At 65.6% G+C, this 21,877-nt stretch carries 10 protein-coding genes and 1 pseudogene; 5 read left to right on the top strand and 6 right to left on the bottom strand.

Features of this window, described 5'->3' with window-relative positions; translation table 11 throughout:
* The first annotated feature begins 1 nt into the window (after nt 1).
* Genes fdhF through M3484_RS19435 form a run of 3 tightly spaced genes read left to right on the top strand, consistent with a single transcriptional unit; the run spans nt 2 to nt 3,966 of the window.
* Entirely contained in the window at nt 2-2,911 is a 2,910-nt protein-coding gene (gene fdhF / locus M3484_RS19445) for a formate dehydrogenase subunit alpha (RefSeq protein WP_092896069.1), read from the top strand.
* 13 nt (nt 2,912-2,924) lie between these two features.
* Nucleotides 2,925-3,743, top strand: a complete 819-nt coding sequence (gene fdhD / locus M3484_RS19440; RefSeq protein ID WP_249498834.1) for a formate dehydrogenase accessory sulfurtransferase FdhD — start codon at nt 2,925-2,927, stop codon at nt 3,741-3,743.
* Nucleotides 3,733-3,966 (top strand): formate dehydrogenase subunit delta, encoded by a 234-nt coding sequence (locus M3484_RS19435; RefSeq protein ID WP_249498833.1) that lies wholly within the window; start codon nt 3,733-3,735, stop codon nt 3,964-3,966. Before fdhD ends, M3484_RS19435 begins: the two co-directional genes overlap by 11 nt.
* Before the next feature lie 6 nt (nt 3,967-3,972).
* On the opposite strand, the gene M3484_RS19430 is transcribed toward M3484_RS19435, so the two are convergent.
* The 5 genes from M3484_RS19430 to M3484_RS19400 all read right to left on the bottom strand — a co-directional run bounded on the left by M3484_RS19430 (nt 3,973) and on the right by M3484_RS19400 (nt 18,545).
* Nucleotides 3,973-4,620 carry a 4'-phosphopantetheinyl transferase family protein gene (locus M3484_RS19430; RefSeq protein ID WP_249498832.1) on the bottom strand — a complete coding sequence of 216 codons (648 nt, stop codon included), beginning with the start codon at nt 4,618-4,620 and terminating at the stop codon, nt 3,973-3,975.
* On the bottom strand, nt 4,613-9,331 hold the full coding sequence (locus M3484_RS19425) for a MupA/Atu3671 family FMN-dependent luciferase-like monooxygenase (RefSeq protein WP_283258512.1): 4,719 nt from the start codon (nt 9,329-9,331) through the stop codon (nt 4,613-4,615). Before M3484_RS19425 ends, M3484_RS19430 begins: the two co-directional genes overlap by 8 nt.
* A gap of 3 nt (nt 9,332-9,334) precedes the next feature.
* Nucleotides 9,335-10,357: a glycosyltransferase family 2 protein gene (locus M3484_RS19410; protein WP_249498831.1), complete on the bottom strand. Its 1,023-nt coding sequence runs from the start codon at nt 10,355-10,357 to the stop codon at nt 9,335-9,337.
* Between the two features lie 3 nt (nt 10,358-10,360).
* Nucleotides 10,361-16,882, bottom strand: a complete 6,522-nt coding sequence (locus M3484_RS19405; RefSeq protein ID WP_249498830.1) for a type I polyketide synthase — start codon at nt 16,880-16,882, stop codon at nt 10,361-10,363.
* A gap of 265 nt (nt 16,883-17,147) precedes the next feature.
* Nucleotides 17,148-18,545: a hypothetical protein gene (locus tag M3484_RS19400; RefSeq protein WP_249498829.1), complete on the bottom strand. Its 1,398-nt coding sequence runs from the start codon at nt 18,543-18,545 to the stop codon at nt 17,148-17,150.
* Between the two features lie 158 nt (nt 18,546-18,703).
* Here M3484_RS19400 and M3484_RS19395 point away from each other — a divergent pair.
* Nucleotides 18,704-19,456, top strand: a pseudogene (locus tag M3484_RS19395) (WecB/TagA/CpsF family glycosyltransferase); the annotation flags it as partial.
* A 54-nt stretch (nt 19,457-19,510) separates the two neighbouring features.
* On the opposite strand, the gene M3484_RS19390 reads toward M3484_RS19395, so the two are convergent.
* The gene (locus M3484_RS19390) at nt 19,511-20,536 is read right to left on the bottom strand and encodes a glycosyltransferase family 2 protein (RefSeq protein ID WP_249498828.1); all 1,026 of its coding nucleotides are present in this window, start codon (nt 20,534-20,536) and stop codon (nt 19,511-19,513) included.
* Between the two features lie 413 nt (nt 20,537-20,949).
* Here M3484_RS19390 and M3484_RS19385 point away from each other — a divergent pair, with 413 nt between their 5' ends.
* Nucleotides 20,950-21,876, top strand: a complete 927-nt coding sequence (locus M3484_RS19385; RefSeq protein WP_249498827.1) for a CpsD/CapB family tyrosine-protein kinase — start codon at nt 20,950-20,952, stop codon at nt 21,874-21,876.
* The last annotated feature ends 1 nt before the right edge of the window (nt 21,877 follow it).

The following is a 21,877-nucleotide window of genomic DNA, read 5'->3' as shown; positions in this document are numbered from 1 at the left end:
GATGAAAGATTTCATCATCCCCGCCCCGATGTTCTCCGACCGCGACATGGGCACGCCCGCGTCAAAGTCGAAGACGCAAGTGACGCTGGAGATCGACGGCTTTGAGGTCACCGTGCCCGAAGGCACTTCGATCATGCGCGCCGCCGCCGAGCTTGGCATCACGGTGCCGAAGCTTTGCGCCACGGATTCCATCGACGCCTTCGGCTCCTGCCGGCTTTGTCTGGTCGAGATCGAGGGTCGCAATGGCACTCCGGCCTCCTGCACCACGCCCGTCGCGCCCGGGATCAAGGTCAAGACCCAGACCGGCAAGCTGAAGCAGCTGCGCAAAGGCGTGATGGAGCTCTATATCTCCGACCACCCGCTGGACTGTCTGACCTGCGGCGCCAATGGCGATTGCGAGCTGCAGGATATGGCCGGTGCCGTGGGCCTGCGCGATGTGCGCTATGAGGCGGAAGCCAATCACTTCCTGGCGAAAAACACTTCGGGCGAGGCCAATATCGACTGGCTGCCGAAGGATGACTCGAACCCCTATTTCTCATACGACCCCTCTAAATGCATCGTTTGCAACCGCTGCGTTCGTGCCTGCGAGGAAGTCCAGGGCACTTTCGCGCTGACCATTGAGGGCCGTGGCTTTGAGAGCCGCGTCCATGCCGGCGTCAAGGATGACAGCTTCCTCGCCTCGGACTGCGTCTCCTGCGGCGCTTGCGTTCAGGCCTGCCCCACCGCGACCCTGATCGAGAAATCGGTGCTCGACATCGGCACGCCGGACAAATCCGTCGTCACCACCTGCGCCTATTGCGGCGTCGGCTGCCAGTTCAAGGCCGAGATGCGCGGCGACGAGCTGGTGCGCATGGTGCCTTATAAGCATGGCAAGGCGAACCGTGGCCATTCCTGCGTCAAGGGCCGCTTTGCTTATGGCTATGCCAGCCACAAGGACCGCATCCTCAGCCCGATGATCCGCGACAGCATCAACGATCCCTGGCAGGAAGTCTCCTGGACCGAAGCGATGGATTTCGCCGCGTCGCGGATGAAGGCGATCCAGGAAAAATATGGCCGTCAGTCGGTCGGCGTGATCACCTCTTCGCGCTGCACGAATGAGGAAACCTATCTCGTTCAGAAACTGACCCGCGCCGTCTTCCAGAACAACAATACCGATACCTGTGCCCGCGTCTGCCATTCGCCGACCGGCTATGGGCTTGGCCAGACCTTCGGCACCTCGGCCGGAACCCAGGATTTCGACTCGGTCGAAGCGGCTGACGTGATCCTCGTAATCGGCGCCAACCCGCATTCCGGCCACCCGGTCTTTGCCAGCCGGATGAAAAAGCGCCTGCGCAAGGGGGCCAAGCTGATCGTCGTCGACCCGCGTCGCACGGAATCGGTCGAAGGCCCGCATTACCGCGCGAAACATCACCTCGCGCTGAAGCCCGGCACCAATGTGGCTGTGGTCACCGCGCTGGCGCATGTGATCGTGACCGAGGGTCTTTACAACGAAGAGTTCATCCGCACCCGCTGCGACTGGGATGAATTCCAGGACTATATGGAATTCGTCGCCGACCCGCGTCACAGCCCCGAAGCGATCGAGATGCTGACCGGCGTTCCGGCGGCAGAGGTGCGCGGCGCGGCCCGCCTTTACGCCACCGGCGGCAATGCGGCGATCTATTATGGCCTCGGCGTGACCGAGCACAGCCAGGGGTCGACCACCGTGATCGGGATCGCAAACCTCGCGATGCTGACCGGCAATATCGGTCGCCCCGGCGTTGGCGTGAACCCGCTGCGCGGTCAGAACAACGTCCAGGGCTCCTGCGATATGGGCTCGTTCCCGCATGAACTGCCCGGCTATCGCCACGTCAAGAACCCGGAAGTCCGCGCGATCTATGAGACGCTCTGGGATGTGAAAATCGACCCGGAACCCGGTCTGCGGATCCCGAACATGCTGGACGCGGCGGTCGAGGGCACCTTTAAGGGTCTTTATTGCCAGGGCGAAGACATCCTGCAATCCGACCCCGACACCCATCACGTCGCCTCGGGCCTTGCTGCGATGGAATGTGTCGTCGTCCATGACCTCTTCCTGAACGAGACCGCGAATTACGCGCATGTCTTCTTCCCGGGCTCGTCCTTCCTGGAAAAAGACGGCACCTTCACCAATGCCGAACGCCGCATCAATATGGTCCGCAAGGTGATGGCCCCGAAACAGGGCTATGCCGACTGGGAAATCACCCAGATGTTCGCGAACCGCATGCTGGAAGACCAGGGCCGGGCGAAATGGGGCTACACCCACCCCGCCCAGATCATGGAAGAGATCGCCATGACCACGCCGTCTTTCGCCGGTGTGAGCTATGAGAAGATCGAGACCATGGGCTCGGTGCAGTGGCCGGTGAACGACAAGGCGCCGGAAGGCACGCCGCTGGTCCATGTCGACGGCTTCGTGCGCGGCAAGGGCAAGTTCATCCGCACCGAATATGTCGCGACCGATGAAAAGACCGGGCCGAAATTCCCGCTCCTGCTGACCACCGGCCGCATCCTCAGCCAGTACAACGTCGGCGCGCAGACGCGGCGCACCGACAACACCGCCTGGCACCCCGAGGATATGCTGGAAATCCACCCGCATGACGCCGAAAACCGGGGCATCCGCAATGGGGACTGGGTGCGGCTTGCATCGCGCGCCGGTGTGACCTCGCTCAGGGCCGACATCACCGACAAAGTCTCGCCGGGCGTGGTCTATACCACCTTCCACCATCCCGACACTCAGGCTAACGTCATCACCACCGATTTCTCGGACTGGGCGACAAACTGCCCTGAATATAAGGTGACGGCGGTGCAGGTCAGCCCCTCGAACGGGCCATCGGACTGGCAGGAAGAGTATAACGCTCAGGCTACCCTGTCGCGTCGGATCCTGCCTGCCGCAGAGTAAGGGCGGAGCGGAAATGACCATCGGAGCGAAACCGGTTCCGCGCCTCTTCTTCGGGGCGCGGGAAGGTGGGGATACCATCGAGCAGGGCAATCGCACCCTGCCGCAGGAATTTGCGGTGGCCTTGTCGTTCAATGGCACGACACAGGCCGTGATGATGGCGACCCCCGATGATCTGGTTGATTTCGCTTATGGTTTCGCGCTGACCGAAGGCATAGCCCGCCCACATGAGGTCGAAGAGATCACCGTGGTCGAAGGTGAGCGCGGCATCGATGTGCAGTCCTGGCTGGTCCCCGAGGCCGAGGCGCGGCTGGCCAAACGCCGCCGCACCATGGCAGGCCCTGTCGGCTGCGGGTTGTGCGGTATCGACAGCATCAACGAGGCGCTGCGCGACCTGCCCCCCGTGCCGCCCACCCCCTTCCGCATGACACCCGCTCAGGTGCGCGAGGCCATTGCAGCCCTGCCCGCGCATCAGCCGCTCCATGATATCACCCGCGCCGCCCATTGCGCCGCTTACTGGGTGCCGGGCGGGCTTTTCGCGGCGCGCGAAGATGTCGGAAGGCATAATGCGCTCGACAAACTCGCGGGTCATCTGATCCGCCACGATCATCCCGAAGGCGCGGTGGTCCTGACCAGCCGCGTCTCGACCGATATGGTGCAGAAGGTCGCGGCCATCGGCGCCGGGATGCTGATCGCGGTCTCGGCCCCGACCGCTGACGCCGTAGCACTGGCCGACCATCTCGGCATCACTGTAATCGCGCTCGCCCGCCCGGAGCGGTTCGAGCTTTTCACCCATTCTGACCGCATCGTGACGGAGCAATCCCATGCAAACTGACGGCATCAACCCGAAAATCACGCGCATGGCCAACCAGATCGCCATGTTCATGGAGAGCAAGCCCGAGGCCGAAGGCATCGAGGGTCTTTCCAGCCATATCAATGACTTCTGGGAACCCCGGATGCGCCGTCAGTTCTTTCAGCTGATCGATGCCGGTGGCGAGGGCCTGCGCCCGCTGGTGATCAAGGCCTCTGAAAAGATCCGCCGCCCCGATCCCGCCTGACCGCGTTCAGGCGGTGGCCCGAGTTGCAATCCAGGCCACCGCCAGCACATGCCCGGCGCATAGGGTGATGCGCCCTTCGATCTCTGCACAGCGCTCAAAGGGCGTAACAGCCCCGAGAAATCGCGCCCGGAACACCTCGCCCGTGATCGTCACCGCCAGCATCTCCGGCCCGAAAAGCCGGCGCGTCAGCGGATATTGCGCCTTGTAAGCCGCCTCTTTTGCACAGAACACCAGCAGCCCCGGATCCCCGTCTGCAACGACCCGGTCCTCAGGCCCCGTCACCAGCGCCGCAACTGCGGGGTCAAGGGGGCGCAGCGGTTCCAGATCCAGACCGAGACCCGCAAGACCGGTCGAGACCGCCGCGATACAGGCCAGATCAGAATGGCTGATGGAACCCGCAAGGCCAAAAGGCCAGACCGGCGCCCGGTCCGGCGCCTTTGGAACCGCGACCGGCTGCAGCCCTGCCGCACCCATCGCAAGCCGTGCCGCCTGACGCCCGGCGGAAAACTCGGCCAGGCGCCGTGGCACCATGCCCTGACCCTCCTCACCCTGCCATAGCGGCCAGGTGCGCCGCGGATCGGCAGAGGCGGTAAAGCATCCCGCCGGCAGCAATTCCGCCGCCCGCGCCGCCAGGGTCTCGCCCGCGTCAGGCATCCATGCCCCGCCGCGCCAGACGCATCGCCCTCCGCCGCGCCATGGCCTCGTCAAGCCCGGTCGCAACCGCCACGGGAGCAGGCGAGGCCTGAACCGGAGCCACAGGCGAAGCCGGGGCAGAAGCGGGCGCAAAAACCGCCGCCCGCACCGGCACAACCGCAGCCGGTGCACCGCCCGAGATATGCGCAACCAAAGCGTCGAGCACCGGGAAGCGGAAGATATCGGTGATCGAGACCTTCACCTGCGGCAGGCGCTCGCGAATCTCGCGATGGGTCTGAACCGCCAGCAGCGAATGGCCGCCAAGCGCGAAGAAATTGTCCTTCGGCCCGACCCGCGCCACCCCCAGCACCCGCGCCCAGATCTTCGCGATCTCAGTGCCGAGCGCCAGTCCATTTGTGGCGCCATTTGCGGGGCCAGTCGCCGGGCCAGTCACGGGCCCCACCCCGCCCCGCCCGACGCCAGGCTGCGACGGCGCGACAGCAGACGCCGCCACAGGCGCCAGGGCCTCCGGCGCTGCTGGCCCGGTCTCGGGCGAGAAGCGGATCGGTGCCGGCAGCGCCTTACGGTCAACCTTGCGGTTCGGTGTCAGCGGGAAGCGTTCCACCGCAACATAATGCACAGGCCTCATATGGTCCGGCAGCTCCCGCGCCAGCGCCACGCGCAGTTCCGCCTCACCCGCAGCGCCGCTGATATAGGCCACCAGCCGCAGATCACCCGGCTGATCTTCCCGCACCATCACCACCGCCTGGGTCACCCCCGGCTGCGCCTCAAGCACCGCCTCGATTTCCCCCAGCTCGATCCGGTAGCCGCGCAGCTTCACCTGGGCGTCTGCCCGTCCGATATAATCGACCCGCCCATCGGGGCGCAGCCGGACGAGGTCTCCGGTCTGATACATCCGCCCCGCCGCCCCTGGTCCGGGATGAAACGGGTTTTCGACAAAGCGCTCCGCCGTCAGGTCAGGTCGCTGCCAATAGCCCCGGGTCACACCCTCGCCGCCGATCCAGAGCTCACCCTCGACGCCTGGCGGAACGGGCCTGCGCGCGCCGTCCAGCACATAAAGCTGCTGGTTCGCAAGCGGCGTTCCGATATTCACCACCGGCTCCGGCGCAAGAACCTCCCCGACCGAAGACCAGATCGTCGTTTCCGTCGGGCCATACATGTTCAGAAGCCGCCCCACCCCGGCCGCTTTCAGCTCGGCCGCCAGCGCGCCCGGCAAGGCCTCACCGCCAACCATCATCGTCCGGACACCCGCAAGCGCGCGGCGGCTCTCATCATCCATCAGGATCATCCGCGCCATTGAAGGCGTGCATTGCAGATGCGTAACCCCATGACGGTGGATCTGCGCCGCGATCGAGAAATCATCCGGCGCCGGCCCGCCCTGACTGGCCAGCCGCACAACCTCTGCCAAAGGCTTCAGCCCCTCCAGCACCACCTCCGGCGCGATGCCGTAATCGACAAGGCAGGCCACCTCGCCCACGCCGATTGCCTTCAGCGCCTCCACCCGGTCCAGCGCATCCCCGACCGTGCCGAACAGGCCTGACTCGTCGAAATAGCGCTGGAAGGCGAAATCGAGGATCGCCTCATTCTCCTCTGCCGACAAAGCCGCGAGGTCAATATCCATCGGATTGGCCGCGCCCGCAGGTTTCTTGAAGGCCGGGAAGGCCCAGGCATATTGCTTCACCAGCGCCGCCGCCGAGGCGAGATAGGCTTTCATCGGCGCTTCGGCGACAGCCCGCGCCTCCTCCCGCGTGGCCGCGATATAGGAATGCAGCATCAGCGTGACGGTGAAATCGGCCGGATCATGGCCGGCCTCGCGCAGCGCGCCATGGTAAAGGGTAATCTTTTCTGCAACTTCGGAAATCGACTGGCCCAGAAGATGGGTCAGCACATTGGCCCCGGCGCGGCCCGCCTCGGCCCAGGTTTCCGGGTTGCCGGCGGTCGTCACCCAGACCGGCAGCTCTGCTGACACCGGGCGCGGCTGGGTCTTTACCGTAAAAGTCGTGCCATCCGCTTTGGGGAAATCCACCCCTTCGCCGCGCCACAGCGCCCGCACATCCCTGATCGCCTGGAACATCGCCGCCTTGTTTTTCGGCGGCGCATTTTCCGGGCGCAGCACGAAATCATCGGGGTGCCAGCCCGAGGCAAAGGCCAGCCCCGCCCGCCCTGCGGTCAGATTGTCGATCACCGCCCATTCCTCGGCGATCCGGGCGGGATGATGCAGCGGCGCCACCACCGACCCCGCCCTGACCCCGATATTCGAGGTCACCGCCGCCACCGCCGCGCCGGTCACGCTCGGGTTCGGATAGGGGCCGCCAAAGGCGTGGAAATGCCGCTCCGGCGTCCAGACCGCGCAGAACCCATGCTGATCGGCAAAACGCGCACCATCCAGCAAAAGCTGGTATTTCTTCGGCCCCGGCCCGTCATCATTGCCCCAGTAATACAGCGAGAAATCCATCGCCCTTGCCGAGGTGATCGGCGCGCCCGACACAAGCGCCCGGTTCTCATCCGAGGAAATCACCACTTTGAACCCGCGCGCGAGTGTCCAGAACAGCTCGAGCACCGAGATGTCGAAAGACAGCGAGGTCACAGCGAGCCAGACCCCAGGCTCAGGCCCGATCCGCTGATCCATGCCGGTGAAGAAATTCGCAACATTCCTGTGTTCGACCTGCACCCCTTTGGGCCGCCCCGTCGAACCCGAGGTATAGATCATATAGGCGACATCTTCGGGCCGCGCGCCGCTCTCCGGATTGGTTTCGGGGGCCAGGGCAAGGCGCGGGTCCTGGTCCAGCACCAGCTTCTCCACCCCCGCGGGCAGACCTGCCGCCAGATCCGATTGCGTCACGATCACCGGGGCGCCGCTGTCTTCCGCGAACAGAGCCAGGCGCTCGGCCGGATATGCCGGATCCATCGGCACATAGGCGCCACCCGCCTTCAGGATCGCAAGCGCGCCGGCCACCAGGTCGACGCTGCGCCGGGCAGACAGCCCGACCAGCACGCCGGGCCCGACCCCCATCTCGCGCAACACATGCGCCGCCCGATTGGCCCGCGCATTCAGCGCGGCATAGCTGAACTCCTCGCCCTCAAAGGCCAGCGCCGGTGCATCGGGTGTCCGCGCCACCTGCGCCTCAAAGGCAGTATGAACCAGGATCGCGCGGTCATGGTCTACCGCCGTCTGGTTGAAGTCCCTGATCACAAGGTCATATTCCGCAGGCGTCAGCGCCGGCAGATCCGCAAGACGCAGATCTGCGGCTGCGGCAACCACCCGCGTAACCTCACCCGCCAGCCAGTCGATCCGCAAAGCCAGCGCCTGTGCCGCCGCCTCATCCAGCCGCGCCGCATTCCAGAGCACGGCCTCCGGCGTCAGCACCAGCCCCGCCCCCGGAACCGGCTCTGCCTCAGACAATGCGACCGGTGGCACCGCCACGCCCATGAGCGCCGCATCCCGCGCCATCAGATCCAGCGGCCAGCCGGTCGCCGGTCGCGCCAGAGCCGCCTCGACCGAGGCCAGCGCCGCCGTCACCGTCTCACCGGCGGCCCCGCCACCCGCGCGCAAAGGCTCCCAGGCCGCGATATATCCGGCGCGGCCCTTAGCCGCCCTCGCGAAATCGCCGGCGGTGGTTCCGGTCGCGCGGAGGCCGGCCAGCGCAAGTTCCCCCAGACCGTGCCGACGCCCGAACGGGATCCGGTGCCACTCAGCCGCGCCGCCTTGTTCTGCCCGCAACACCATCGGCGACACCACCGGCAGGGCCACCGGATGCAGCGCCAGAAGCGCCGCCCGGAGCCGCGCCTCCTGCGGCGCAACCGCTGCAAGCTCCGCCGTCAGCACCTCCGCCTCCGTCGCAGCGAGGAGCGGCAGGGAGGCCGCTTTCACCACATCAGCCGCCACCGCCCGTCCCGAGACCTGGCAGCTCAGCCGGTCAAGCCGCACCGCCCCCTCACTGCAGGCCACCACCAGCCCCTCCGGCCCGGCATGCAGCACCGCGCCCGGCACGCCACCGCCCGCCGTCAGTTCGGCCGCGCCTACATTCAGCACCTCGGACCCGGTGTCGATTTTTGCCGTTGTCAGCGGATTCCAGTAGCGCCCGTGATCAAGGCCACGGACCAGACGCATCACCTCGGTCGCAGGCCGCGCAAAATCGATCCGCCCCATCGCTGCCGGCCGATCCGCGCCGCGATGCATCACGCCGCCCCCCGCCGCTTGCGCGCGCGGCTCCGCTCCGCTTTCCAGCGCCGCCATCACCTCGGGGAAACTGTCGAGCCCTTCCTCGAAACAGCGCGTGTTCAGCATCAGCGCCGTTTCATCGGCGTCGAGGTCAAAGCGGCGCTCCGCAAAGATGCGACCCTGATCGATGCCACCCTCGATCATATGCCAGGTCACGCCATGCCGCGCCTCACCCGCGAGGATCGCCCAGACGGGCGCATTCAGCCCGCCATGTTCGGGCAAAGGCCCGTCATGGAAATTCACCGCACCCGCTGACGCCCGTCCCAGCACCCCCGGCCCCAGCAGCCGCAGATTGGCAACCGACAGGATCCACTCCGCCTGCGGTAAATCTTCCGGATCGCAAAGCATCAGCCCCGCCCCCAGCGCCCAGTCCCTGACCTGCCCCGCCTCACTGACCACCGCGACGATCCGATGCCCGCGCGCCAGCCAGAGCGCGCCACATTCGCGCGTCAGCGTCTCATTGCCGATCAGAATGGCGGTCAGGCTCATATCTCAGGTCTCTTTCCGGGAATGGTCGGTCACGGGCTCCGGGCTCATGCCAAAGCCACGACGAATATCATGTAGAATCAAATCGCGGAGGTAATGTGGCGGATCGATGCGGTCGCGCTTGCGCTGCACCAGAAGCCGCGCCCGCCAGATCACGCCGCCAAGGGCTGCCAGAACCGTCGCCGCCGCCGCATAGGCGCGCCCATGGTTCTTGGCGAAATAATGCAGCCGCGAATCCAGCCAGAAACCGGGAATGCGCTGCCATTTCCCCATCCCGGTCGAAACCGAACCGATATGCGCCACCCGGCTTTCGGGCACATAATCGGTCGGGAAACCGGCCCGGGCAGCGCGCAGGCAAAGATCGGTTTCCTCGTAATAGAGGAAAAACCGCTCATCAAAGAGACCGATCCGGTCCAGCACATCCATCCGCATCATCAGGCTGGCTCCCGCCAGCCAGTCGACCCGCGTCACCCGATCCGGCAGCGGCATCGCAACCATGCTGTCCTTCATCGCCCGCGAAACCACCCCCAGCCGGATATGACGCTCGAAATCATTCAGCGCGGTCGGATAGCGAAAGGCGGTGTGATGCGGCGTGCCGTCTTCGCCGTGAATATAGCTGCCGGCAAAGCCCGTTGCAGGTGTTCGTTCCAGATGATCCAGCAGCACCCGGATCGCATCCGGCGCCGGAAAGGCGTCCGAATTCAGCACATAGGCGTAATCCGGTCGTGACCCGCCCGCAAATCCATCCGCAATTCCATCCGGCAGGCCCGCCCGGATACCAACATTATTCCCGGCGCCAAAGCCGCCATTGCGCCCCGATTGCAACACCCGGACCGGGGTTTCCGCGTGGTCCCAGCCGCGCGCCGTGACCCCCGCCTGCATGATCTCGAAGGATCCGTCACCGGAATCGTTATCGACGATGGTGATCGCGCCCGGGATCCCCCGCATCGCGACCAGCGCGGCCTCGACCGAGCGCAGCGTCATCTCCGGCGAGCGCCAGTTGAGAATGATGGTGAGAACCGTTGCCATCGCCTATTCCGCCGCCGTTGCCACTGTGTCGTCCTGCGCCTCAGCCTCGGCCAGCAGCGCCTTCAGCGCCGCCGCCAGCACCCGCACATTCGGCTCCAGCACCATCGAATCATGATCACCGGGCACTTCGATCACCCGCAGCTTCGGGGCGAAGCGGGTCAGGTCATTATCATCATAAACAAATTCCTTCGCCGCCGAGACCCATCTCCCGCCCGTGACCTGCCAGTGACGATCGAGGGCTGGCCGGAACAGCACCGTCGCGCCTTGGCGCGGGCGCATCTGATAGCGCGGCAGCGCGGCGCGGAACGCCGCTTCAATGGCGCTGTTATGGAAGCCCTCTTCCCCGACCGGGGCGCCGGCGCGTTTGCGCCGCTCCCAGTCGCGCCGGTTTCTTGCCCATTCCGCCAGATAGCCCGGCCCTTTGCGCCGCAGCTCTGCCAGCTTGATCAGCGCCTTGTCACGGCGGCTGAGGCCGGGTCGCATCGGCAAAGGCGTATCCAGGAGCACAAGCTGCGCCACCTCTTCCCTCTCAGCCTCCAGCTGGCGCGCCATTTCCCAGGCGATCAGCCCGCCGCCCGAGAATCCGCCCAGCAGGTAGGGGCCCGAAGGCTGCACCTGGCGGATCTCGGCGATGTAATCGCGCGCGGCTTCGGTGAAATCATCATGCGGCCGATCCTCGCCGTAAAGCCCGCGGGCCTGGAGGCCATAAAACGGCCGGTCCCGCCCTTCCAGCTGCGCCAGATGGCGCAGGTTCAGCACATTGCCGAACATGCCCGAGACGAGGAAGAAGGGCGTCTTCGCCCCTTGCGATGCGCCGGATTTCCCTGCCCCGGGCGTCATCGGCACCAGATGGGTAAAGCGGCGCGACGGTTTCACGGCCTTTGCCACCGGCACCGGGTCTGCACCCGCGCCCCCGGGTGCAACCAGGCTCTCACCGGTGATCCCCGCCGCCTCGCGGATCAGGCCCGCACAGGCCGCCACTGTCGGCGCCTCAAAAAGCACCGAGATCGGGAAATCGACCGCCCAGGTCTTTTTCACCATCGCGAAAAGCCGGACCGCGATCAGGCTGTGCCCGCCGAGGTCGAAGAAATTATCCTCGACCCCCACCTGCGAAACCCCGAGCAGATCCTGCCAGAAGCCAGTCAGGCTGCGCTCGATATCATCCCGCGGCGCGATGTAATCCGTGTCGAGATCGGGGCGTTCAAAACTCTGCCCCGATTTGCGCGCTTCAATGACTGCCGCAGTCTGGCGCACCAGGGCCGGCAGATCCAGCGAAGACACAAGGATCTGCGACAGCCCCGCATTCAGTGCGCGACCAAAGACCCGGGCCCCCTCTTCCGGGCGGATGCCCTGGCGGAACGCCATCATCAGCCGCTCTTCCGCCGGTGACAGCGCCCGAGCGGGGCCGCCCTCGGGCGCCTCCAGCAGGCGCGGATCAGGGGCCGGAAAGGACAAAGCCGCATCCAGCCGGCGGATGGTAAAGCCGGTGATCTCGACCAGCACCCGGCCCTCCGGTGTGGCAAGCGTGATGTCAAACACGGCGGTCGGCCGGTCGGCACGGTTCTCGCCTGCATTGCGGATATGGCTGACGAGGTCAGCGCTCAGCGGCGCAAAGACCCGCACCGATCCGTAGGACAGCGGCACCCAGAGCCGGTCCGGCTGGTAGCCTGCAATCAGATCCATCGCCCAGCCGGTGGCCAGATCCAGCAGCGCCGGATGCAAAAGCCAGCCCCCTGCCGGCTCGCTGGTAACCGGATTACCCGCAACCGGCTCACCGCCGAACACTTCGCGCCGGAACCGCTCGGGCAGCGCCAGCCGCGCCAGCCCCTCCCCCGCACCATAAGCGCGCGAACGCAAGACCCGCCAGCGCGGGCCAAAAGCCAGATGCGCCTCCTGCGGGCTGGAGAGCCAGCCATCTGCCTCCCCCTCCTGCGGCTGGCCCATCTCGGGCGCGCGAAGCCGCGCCGCGATCTCACCGGGGTCGATCCCCGGCGAGATCGCGGCCTGCTCTCCGGTCAAAGCAAGCAACCGCGCCGTGGCATGGGTGGCCCAGCCATCCCGGCCTCCCGCCCGCATCAGCGTCTGCACCTCGAAATCATAGCCTGCCTCGCTGCGGCTCAGCCTCACCCGCAGAGGGCGCGTTTCGCTTTCCGCGAGATCAAGCGCCGCAAAGAAGGTCAGATCGCGGATCCCGAACCCGGCGCCAGTTCCCGGCACCCCGACGGCCCCTTCCTGCAGGGCCCAGGCCTCGGCCGCCAGTTCCAGATAGCCGGTCCCCGGCAGCAAAGCCTGACCCTCGCGGGTGCGGTGGCCATCAAAGATCCACTGCTGACAGGACAGATCGCCGGTAAAGACCCGGTTGCCCGCAACATCAAACCCGGCTGCTGTCAGCATCGGCTGGCGCACCGGCACCGGCGGCGCCGCCTCGCGCCCCATCCGGTCCGCGAGACTCTCGGCCGCCATGCCGACGCCCTGCCAAATCCCCCAATTCAGCGCGACAACACGCGTAGCCCCCCCGGCCCGCGCCTCGGCAAAGGCATTCAGATATTCATTCACCGCCACATAATCGACCTGTCCCGCCGGCCCCGTCACCGTCGAAGTCGAGGAAAACAGCACCAGAAGCTTCAGTGCCCCATCCGGGAACAGCCGGTCGATGACCCCGGTCCCATGCAGCTTCGGCGCGAAGACCTCTTCCACACTGCCCGGATCCTTGCCGAGGATCGGCCCATCCGCCACCATCCCCGCCGCATGGATCACCGCATCTACCGGCCCCATGCGCGCGATCGCAGCCTCAACCACCGCCTGCATCTCGAACAGATTGGCCACATCGGCCCGGGCCAGCGCAATCCCGCCGCCGCTTTCACGCGCCAGCGCTTCGAGCCGCTCCACCGCCATAATCCGCCGCGACACCGCATCCTCGGGCGCATGGGCCCGCAGCCAGGCTGCGCGAGCAGCCCCCTCCGGCAGGCGCGAACGCGCGATCAGCGTGACTTTCGCACCGCGCGCCCGGATCAGGTCTTCTGCCAGCGTCAGCCCGATCCCGCCGAAGCCGCCGGTGATCAGCACATGCGCGCCATATGGCAGTTCGAACCCCGCCTCGGGCAAGGGCGCCGGGCGCAGCGCCTCGGTGTAACGCCGCGCGCCACGCAAGACCGCCACACCACCCTCTGGCGCCAGCGCCTCTTCGATCACCGCATCAACCAGCGAGTCGGGCAGGCTTTCGCCGCGCCGCAATACCGGCAGCTCCAGGTCCAACTGCGCCAGCGCAACGCCTGGCAATTCCTTGCCCGCCACCAGCACCGGCCCGCGCAAAAGCGCCTTTTCCGGCCAGCGCAGCACAGTGCCTTTCGCCGCCGCCGCGCCATTCGTCAGGAAAGTGAATTTCACCCCCTGAGCAAGGTTCTCTCCCGCCATGGCCTGCAACAGGAACAAAGCCGACCAGAACCCCTGTTCGATCAGCCTTTGCGCGAAACTTGACCCGGGCCGGAAGCTTTCGTCTTTCGTGACAAGCCAGCCATGCAGCACCTGCGCGGGCGCGATGCCCCGTCCCGCCAGATCGCGGATCAGCGCCTCATACCCTTCCAGCCCGCGTTCGGGCGCAAGGCTGTAGCGATCCTCGCCGAGGGCGCGGAAACTGTCACCCGGATGCACCAGGATCACCCGATGCCCCGCCGCGCGCAGCCGGTCTGCCGCAGCCAGACAAAGCCCTGCATCATCGGCAAAGACCAGCCAGCTTGCCGGTGCCGCCACGCCCAGATCATCAATGTCAAAGCCTGCAGGCGAAGGGGTCCAATGCCGTTTCCAGCCCCAGCCGGTCAGGTCTTCCACCCGCGCGGGCAGCTCTGCCGCCACCGGCGCCGCCTCGCCCGGCGCGATGAAAAACGGTTTACGCTGAAAGGCATAGCCCGGCAGCGGTACGCGCTGGCGCAGACGCCCGCCCCAGATCTGACCCCAGTCGACCGCGACGCCGCAGGCCCAGAGCCGCGCTATGGATCCGACCAGCCAGGCATCATCGGCGATCTTCTGTTCGGGGTGCCGCAAGGCCGGCACCACCTGGCCCGGTCCGACCCCATTGGCGCCCGCAAGCGAGGACAGTGCGCGTCCCGGCCCCATTTCCATATAGACCCGGCCCGAGGTCGCGGTCAGTTCCGCCAGCCCGGCCTGGAAATTCACGGTATTTCTAAGATGTGCGACCCAGTAATCCGGGTCCGTCGCCTCGGCATCCGTCAGCACCTTGCCCGAACGGTTCGAGATGATCGGGATCTGCGGCGCAGACAGACGAATGCCACGCAGGTAATCGCCAAAGGCGGGCAGGATAGGTGCGAGCATCCGGCTATGCGCGGCGATATTGATCGCAATCCGCTGCGTCTCGATCTCATCTGCCGCGAGCCTTGCGGCCAGCGCATCCAGCGCCGCATCAGGCCCAGAGACCACACAAAGCCCCGGCGCATTGACCGAGGCCATATCGAGATCATCGGCCCAGTAGCGCGCCAGATCTGCCTCGGGCAGCGGCACAGACAGCATCCCCCCCGGCGCCACCGTGTCAAAAAGCCGCCCGCGCAAAAGGACCAGCCCGATGCAATCCTCGAATGACATCACACCGGCCAGGGCCGCGGCGGTATTTTCGCCCATCGAATGGCCGATCAGCGCGGCGGGGGTGATGCCCCAGCTTTCATAGAGTTTCGCCAGCGCATATTCGGTGATCATGATCAGCGGCAGCTGCACCGAGGGCTTTTTCAGCGCCTGATCCGCCGCCGCTTCAGCCCCCTTTACGGGCAGCCAGAGCGCGCGGATATCGTAATCCAGCTGCGGCTCCAGCACCGCAAGGCCGCGATCCATCCAGTCTTTGAAAACCGGCTCGGTCTCGTAAAGGTCGCGCGCCATGCCGGCAAATTGCGCGCCGCCGCCGGGGAACATGAAGATGACTTCGGGGTTCTCGCCCAGATGATCATGGTTGAAGATAAGGCGCGGATTGGCGCCATCCAGCAGGCCTGCCGCCTCTGCGTGGCTTTCCGCCACGATCACCCGGCGTTTCTCAAAGGCGCGACGGCCCTCTTTCAGCGTCCAGGCCACATCCGCCAGCTTCTGATCCGGATGCGCGCGCAGATGGGCAGCAAGCCGGCTCGCCTGGCCCTCAAGCGCCGCTTTTGAACGCGCCGAGATCACCAGCGGCTGGAACGGCCAGTCGCTGTCTTGCGAAGCGGCGCGCAAGGGCGCCTCTTCCAGCACGGCATGGGCATTGGTACCACCGACGCCCAGGCTGTTGACGCCCGCGCGCAGCACCGGCGCCTGCCAGGGCGTGAGCCGGTCATTGACCCGAAACGGCGAGGTCTCGAAATCAATCGACGGGTTCGGCGCCTCATAGCCAAGGCTCGGCGGCAATTCGCGGTGATGCAGCGAAAGCGCAACCTTGATCAGGCTCGCAACACCAGCGGCCGTGTCGAGATGGCCGATATTGGTTTTGACCGAGCCGATACGGCAATGGCCGACCGCATCCGTGGTCTCGCGGAAGGCCCCGGTCAGCGCCGCGACCTCGATCGGGTCGCCGAGATATGTCCCGGTGCCATGGCATTCAATATAGGTCACGGTATCGGCGGTGACGCCCGCCAGGGCCTGGGCCTCGGCAATGCAGGCCGATTGCCCGTCGACGGATGGTGCAAGATAACCCGCCTTGGCCGCGCCGTCATTGTTGATCGCGGTACCCTTCAGGATCGCCCAGATATGATCGCCGTCACGGATCGCGTCGACCGCACGGCGCAAGACCACACAGCCCGCGCCTGACCCGAATACCGTCCCCTGCGCGCGGTGGTCAAAGGCATGGCAATGACCATCGGGCGACAGGATCTCGCCCTCCTGGAAGAGATATCCCCGCGCATGGGGCAGCTCGATGGTGACGCCGCCCGCCAGCGCCATATCGCATTCGCTGTTCAACAGCGCCTGCGATGCGTAATGGATCGCCACCAGCGAGGTTGAACAGGCGGTCTGCACATTCACCGAAGGGCCTTTGAGATCAAGGATATGGCTCGCGCGGGTGGCGAGGAAATCCTTGTCATTGCCGGTATGGCGCAAAAGGAACATGCCGGTCTCTTCGACGAGATCCGGGTTCGAACAGAGGTTGAAATAGAAATACGACCCCATGCCGCAGCCGGCCCAGACCCCGATGGCGCCGGGGAATTTCTCTGGCGGATGGCCGGCATTTTCCAGCGCCTCCCAGGCGACTTCGAGGAACTGGCGGTGCTGCGGATCAAGGATCGCGGCCTCTTTCGGCGAGAAGCCGAAGAAGTCGGCGTCGAAGGTCTCGAACCCGTCCAGCACGGCGGCGGCTGGAACGTAATTCGGTCGCGCCATCTTTGACGCGCTCTCGCCCGCGGCCAGCAGCTCGTCGCGCGACAGCACCCGGATCGATTCCACGCCTGCGCGCAGATTGGCCCAGAAGGAGGAGATATCACCGGCACCCGGCAAATGCGCGGCCATGCCGACAATCGCTATGTCGGTCGCGGCCACACCTGAGGGTCTGCGCGTCATATCATCCATCACTTCGGTTCAGTGGCTCAGGGGATCCGGGGTGGAACAGAAGCGTTCCCTCCCTGACAGACAGCCCCCTGCCAGTCTGTTGATTATCCGCGTTAATCTAGCTCAATTTAAGGCAAACTCATACCCTGAGCGCGGCCGTGACCAGTTCTTATCCCGCGAGGCAACAATGCCACAAGCCCGCCGCATTAGCGCCGCATTTATGACGCATTTGGCGCAGCCCCGACCAGGTTTCCGTCAATCTGATGGCGAGACCTGCTCAGATAATGGTGCGGCGCGGCTGGGTTCGCCGTACTTCTGCAAGTGAGGCCTCGCGTACGGCACGCAAAGCCTCGGCCTGACCAAGGAGCGCGCCGGCCATCAGCCAGCTCAGCGGCGTCAGCGTCGCATTGGGCAAAAGATCAACAAGGTTCAGCCCAAGGATCAGCGCCACCCCCGCCGCCGGCAGGCCGACCGATCCGGGTTGCAGCCGCGCCTCGCGCGCAAGGAGCCATAAGGGCAGGCACAAAAGCCCGAATTGCACGAGATAGCCGACCCAGCCGAATGCCCCGATCCGGATGATCCAGGCGCCATCCGCCACCGTCTCGACGATGCCGGTCACCGGATCATAGAGGAAACCGCGCCCATAGCCGCCCCAGCCAAAGAGCGGCCGCTCTGCGGCGCGGGCCAGCAGCAGATCCTCATTCATCAGCCGGTAACCAAAACTCTGGGCGCGGTCCTCGCTCAGATCGCCGGCAAAGCTGGAAATATAATCAACCGGCACCAGATGGGCGCCGCGCAAAAGCGGATACAGGATCACCACCACCGCCAGCAGCCCGACTACGCCAAGGATCTGGCGCGGGGTCGCAAGAAAGACCAGCGGCGCTGCGGCCAGCGCATAGGCGATGGGACCAAAGCTTTTGCACAGAATCAGAAGCGCACAGGTCAGAAGGAAGACCGGCAACTGCCAGACCCGCGCCGGCGCCGGCCCCAGCCGGAGCAGCATCCCCGCTGCAATCAGGCAGGAGAGCACGAAAAACGCCACCCAAAGCCCGTGCGGCATAAAGACAAAGGGCCGCCAGCCGCCAAACCGCACCGCCTGGGACATGTCATGCTGAAAGTAACCATAGACCCAGATATGCAGCTGCGGCGACATCACAGTCTCGATCAGAATCGGTCCGGTATAAAGCAGCGCCGCAATCGTCAGAGCCATCAGAAGGTCGCGCATCGCCTCGGGCGTCGCGAGATCGCGCCGCGCAAGGAACAGTGGCAGAAGATACATCGCCTCGGTGCCCGTGATGGCGATGGAATCATAGATTCGCATGCCCTGGATCTCGCGGCCATGGCCAAGGAAAATCGGATCTGTGTTCAGAAGGGCGGTAAAGACCGGCGAGATCAGAAAACCCGCAACCAGAACCCTGACCATCATATTGCCGGTGAAAACCGGCAGGGTCCTGCCCAGCATCAGCCAGGAGATCACCGCCGCCGCCAGCGCCGGCAGCATGTGTTTATCGGGGTCCGGCAGCATCGGAAGGTCGATTTTCGCCAGCTCTGGCAAGAACATATAGCCGGTCAGAACCGACCAGATCAGTGCCCGGCCCGGCGCCATCCGGTTGTAGAAAACCCAGACCACAAAGGGCCAGATCAAAAGCGCCAGCAGGGCAATCGTAGATGACATCCGGCCGGGATCCGTTCTGCTCGCGCTTTAACCGGGCGCAATTTAAGCCTGTACCCTAGCATGAGCCGCTCCCCGAGGCGAGGCCGGGACGGGGCGCGGCGTCGCCCCCACTCTGCACGAGTTGGAAACAGAGTGTTGACCTCGGGAACCAGTCGCCTATGACGCTCGCACGCGCTACAATGATATCAGCCCGCCCTGTCAGGATGATCGCCTTGCAGTTCACCATTCAAAAGACCTGTATCGAGGTGACTCACGCGAGCCGCACCGCATTGCTTGACGATGTGGAACGGCTGATGCGTCGGGGCAAGGGCTTTGCGCTGGCGACAATCAACGTTGATCATCTCGTCAAACTGCGTCGAAACCCGGCATTTCTCGAAGCCTATGCGCGTCAGGATATGGTGGTTGCGGATGGCAACCCGATCGTCTGGCTGTCGAAGCTCGCGAAAAAGCCCGTCGATCTGATGCCGGGGTCGGATCTGGTGGTGCCGCTATGCTGGCTCGCTTCGGAGGCAGGTCTGCCGGTCTCGATGCTGGGCGCCACCGAAGCTGCGCTGGAAGGCGCCAGCGAGCAGCTCGCACGGGTACTTCCCGGCTATCGGAAAGGGCTCCTGATCGCGCCGCCCATGGGGTTTGACCCCGAAGGTCCAGAGGCTCGCGACGCCCTCGCCCGCCTTGACGCGCTTGGGCCTGGCCTGTGCCTGATCGCGCTTGGCGCGCCCAAGCAGGAACGTTTTGCCGCCCTTGGCCGCAGCCTTGCGCCCCGGATGGGCTTTGCCTCCGTCGGGGCCGGGGTCGAATTTCTCTCGGGCGATCAGACGCGCGCTCCGCAATGGGTGCGGAAAATCGCGCTGGAATGGGCCTGGCGGGCGGTGGCTTCGCCGCGTCGGCTGCTGCCGCGCTATGCTGCCTGCTTCGCGATCCTGCCGGATGAGATCAGGAAGGCCTGGCAGCTGCGGTCGCAAGATCTATTTGTATTCGATCAGGCCACGCCTGCGACGCAACACCCGGTCACGCAGATAGCCAAGCGCGCCCAGGGCTTCAGGAAACTTCCCCAGGACCGTCAGAACCGCGGCCTCAGCGCCCGCGCGTCCCTCATGACGCCAGCGAAATCCGAGACGCAGCATCTGCAAGGGCCAAATCAGACCCGCGAGCCAGAACGCCGGATGGGTCAGCCCCGCCAGCACTACCAAAACCGGCAGTAAGGCGCCCCAGACCAAAGCGCGCGCCGTTTCCCGGCGCCAATGGCGGTCGGGGCCGCGCCCATGCAGGGCCGCACCTTCGGCGAAAGCATGTCCGGCGCGTTTCGTGCGCCGCCACCATTGCGACAGCTGCGTGATCGCTGCGTCATGCAGCGTCATCTCGGCGTCGATCCGCCAGATCTGCCCACCCGCCCGGCGCAGCCGCTGGCAAAGCTCCGGCTCCTCGCCCGCGATCAGGTCCTCGCGGTAGCCGCCCACCTTTTGGAAATCCCGCAGCCGCATCAGCGCATCCCCGCCGCAGGCCAGCGCCTGGCCGACAGGCGTGTTCCATTCGCGGTCACAGAACCGGTTATAGACCGAAGCCTCCGGGTGCCGCTCGCGTCTGCGACCACAGATCACCACGGCACCGGGGTGGTCGCGAAAACCCTGCAGCCCGCGCGCCACCCAGCCAGGCACCACCTCGCAATCGCCATCGACGAACTGGACGTAATCGGGCGCTGCGCCCGCTGCAGCCAGCGCAAGCACACCGGCATTGCGCGCCCGCGCCGCCGTGAAGGGGCGCGAAAGATCAAGCCCGACCACAATCGCCCCTGCCCCCCGCGCCAGCGCCTGCGAGCCATCGGTCGAGCCGCTGTCGACATAGACCAGCCGCCGCACCTGGCCTTTGAGCGAGGCGAGACAGGTGGCAAGCCGGTCCCCCTCATTGCGGCCGATCACCACGGCATCAACGACCGGCCCGGCTGGGGCAGACGGGTCCCGTCGCGCAGGGATATGAGGCGTGTCGGCTGTCATGACCATCACGCCTAAGCCCGCCAGGTTTCAAAGTCAAAGCCCTGCGCAGCGGCCGCGCCCCTGCCCGCCCCGGCCCGGGCAGCGGGGGTGCCACAGGCGCGCCCCGCGCGGCCGGTAAAGTAACTGAGATCACAGCCATTTCCCCTGCGCCGGGGTTTCATTTTTACCCTCCATCTGTTAGGAATGCTCTTCTGGGCGGGGGCCCGGACTCCAGGCTGCATCCTTCAGGCCAGACCGGCCCCGGAGGAGATCCCGCATCCGGGACCGGCATCGCGCCTGCCATCCGGCAGGGGGTATCAATTCCGGGCGCGCAGTCCTGCTGCCGTCCTTCTGTCGGAACCGGATTACAGATGAGCCGCCACAACATACATGGCCCTTTCGGTTCAAACCCCCTGGATATGGGATTTCCCCTGATGGGCGCAGAAGATAACAACCAGGATCGCAAAGCCGGGGCCGCCGCGCGCGGCACCGCTGTCTCACTGTTCAAACCCGGCCATCCGCGCATCAATCTGCCCATCGCGCTCGACCAGCGCACCGGGCGCGAGATCTCTATCTCGCCCGCAGTTTTTGCCAGCCCGAACCCGTCGAAAGTCTGGGAATCAATCGGAGAAATCCATGTCGATGCGGCCCGGCTGGTCAGAAACGGTTTGTTCCTGAAACCGGAACACCACCAGATCACCCGCTATTTCGACATGCTGCGCACCCGCATCGCCCAGGCGATGACCAAAGAAGGAATGAGCCGGCTTGCCATCACCTCGCCGCGCGCCGGCTGTGGCAAGAGCTATGTCGCCGCCAATCTCGCGCTGTCGCTGGGCCGGCTGCCCTCGTGCCGGACGGTGCTGATGGATCTCGATCTGCGCCACCCGCGCCTCGCAAGCCTCTTTGCACAAACACCGTCGCCGCAGCTGCTGGAATTCCTCCGGGGCGAACAGCCGCTTGAGGGCCAGTTCCGCCGCATCGGCCCGAACCTTGCGCTGGCGCTGAACAGCGAGCCTGTCGCCCGCCCGGCCGAGACACTCCAGGATCCGCAGACCACCGCCGCGCTGCAATCGGCAAGTGACCTGCTGCAGCCCGATATCCAGCTTTTCGATACGCCGCCGGCGCTGGAATATGACGATATGATTGCGCTGAGCGGCCAGGTCGATGCGGTGCTTCTGGTGGTGGATGGCACCCGTACCACCGCCGCCGATATCACCGCCTGCGAACGGATGTTCGAGGGCCGCGTGCCACTGCTCGCGGTGGTGCTGAACCGGGCCCAGGATCGCGGGCTGCTGGCGGGCCAGGGCCTGGCCGACCGCCTGTTCGGGGGCACGATCAGCCGCTGGTTCGGGCGCGGCTGAG

It is taken from the genome of Pseudomonas sp. GX19020 (assembly GCF_023371075.1).
GTDB lineage: Bacteria > Pseudomonadota > Alphaproteobacteria > Rhodobacterales > Rhodobacteraceae > Pseudogemmobacter.
Note: the sequence above shows the minus strand (reverse complement) of the source record. Positions and strands in the feature narration are given on the sequence as shown.

Excerpts from the sequence above, each read along its gene's own strand:
- fdhF (WP_092896069.1), top strand. The coding sequence starts at position 2 with ATGAAAGATTTCATCATCCCCGCCCCGATGTTCTCCGACCGCGACATG.
- fdhD (WP_249498834.1), top strand. The coding sequence starts at position 2,925 with ATGACCATCGGAGCGAAACCGGTTCCGCGCCTCTTCTTCGGGGCGCGG.
- M3484_RS19435 (WP_249498833.1), top strand. The coding sequence starts at position 3,733 with ATGCAAACTGACGGCATCAACCCGAAAATCACGCGCATGGCCAACCAG.
- M3484_RS19430 (WP_249498832.1), bottom strand. The coding sequence starts at position 4,620 with ATGCCTGACGCGGGCGAGACCCTGGCGGCGCGGGCGGCGGAATTGCTG.
- M3484_RS19425 (WP_283258512.1), bottom strand. The coding sequence starts at position 9,331 with ATGAGCCTGACCGCCATTCTGATCGGCAATGAGACGCTGACGCGCGAA.
- M3484_RS19410 (WP_249498831.1), bottom strand. The coding sequence starts at position 10,357 with ATGGCAACGGTTCTCACCATCATTCTCAACTGGCGCTCGCCGGAGATG.
- M3484_RS19405 (WP_249498830.1), bottom strand. The coding sequence starts at position 16,882 with ATGACGCGCAGACCCTCAGGTGTGGCCGCGACCGACATAGCGATTGTC.
- M3484_RS19400 (WP_249498829.1), bottom strand. The coding sequence starts at position 18,545 with ATGTCATCTACGATTGCCCTGCTGGCGCTTTTGATCTGGCCCTTTGTG.
- M3484_RS19390 (WP_249498828.1), bottom strand. The coding sequence starts at position 20,536 with ATGACAGCCGACACGCCTCATATCCCTGCGCGACGGGACCCGTCTGCC.
- M3484_RS19385 (WP_249498827.1), top strand. The coding sequence starts at position 20,950 with ATGGGCGCAGAAGATAACAACCAGGATCGCAAAGCCGGGGCCGCCGCG.